The 1178-nt window shown below is 43.7% G+C and carries 1 pseudogene; it reads left to right on the top strand.

The features are described from left to right. Positions 1–761 (top strand): annotated as a pseudogene (gene tnpC / locus QUA04_RS29720) (IS66 family transposase); the annotation flags it as partial. Positions 762–1178 lie beyond the last annotated feature (417 nt).

Raw genomic sequence — 1178 nt, 5'->3', positions numbered from 1 at the left:
AAGAATATTTTGTGGAACATGTCTTGGGGGTTCCGATCTCTCAAGGGAGTTTAGCCAAAATGCAGCATTACTTCCAAGAAAGCTTGTAGCCAATCTATCAGCAATGGTTGAGCTACGTACAACAACCGGGTGTGCGATGCGTTGATGAAACCACTTACTGTATTGATGGCATCAAGTATTGGTTGTGGGTGGCAACTAGCGATCGAGTTTGTGCGCTCTTGTTAGCTCCTACCCGCAGTAGTGCCGAACTCAAACAGTTATTGGGAGCAGATTTTTCTGGCATTCTCAGTAGCGATTGTTTTAGTGCTTACAATCGGCAGTCGGCAGCGGCGAAACAGAAGTGTTTCACCCATATAGAACGCGACTTGAAAGCACTAAAATTCAGCCATTTTGAGGGAAATCGTCTGTTCGCTCAAGCTGTGAGTGAGGTTTTAGCCACAGCTAGAACTTGGTATCGTGACTATCATGCTGGGAAATTGAGCCGCTTTCAAATCGCCGACCGGCGTCCGGCGATCGAAGCTCAATTGCTTGCAGTTTTACACAACCCACCAACTACTGGATGGCCTGCCGATGCCCAAAGATTAGCCAACCGAATTCAACGTCATTGGAAAGAATGGTTCACTTTTTTAGACTATCCAGAAGTGAAACCGGACAACAATGATGCTGAGAGAGCTTTACGCCCGGTTGTCGTGCATCGCAAAGTAACTGGAGGAGCACGCAGTGATTGGGGCGCTCAATTAGTAGCTCAGATGTTTAGTTTCAGGACTTACGCATAAACACCATATATAGCGTTTATGAGAATCCTGAACTACAAGCCGCTAAAGGGTGATTGCCCCGCCTGCTAGAATCCAAAACAATCTGGACCCTAACTGACTAAAAATACGATATGCTGTCTTGAAAGCCACTTAAACTAAAGTCATAGTGACCGAAGGATTGCGAAGTTCTTCGGTTAAATAATTACCGAGTAAGTTGTACTTAATTTGATAAACAGTCTGGTGAGTTTTCCGCGCTAAATGCTTCAACCTTACCCAGACTAAAATAGCACAGCTAATATGATTTCTTTGAATGCGAGCTTTTCGACATTGACACTTGTCAATTCCCGTTATACCAATTTAATATGAAGCTGCATAGAATAGGGCTTCAAGAATAAAATTGTAAGATGACAACGAACTAATTTG

Source organism: Microcoleus sp. S13_C5 (assembly GCF_036700845.1).
Taxonomy (GTDB): Bacteria; Cyanobacteriota; Cyanobacteriia; order Cyanobacteriales; family Microcoleaceae; genus Microcoleus.
This window is presented reverse-complemented; position numbering and strand designations above follow the sequence as displayed.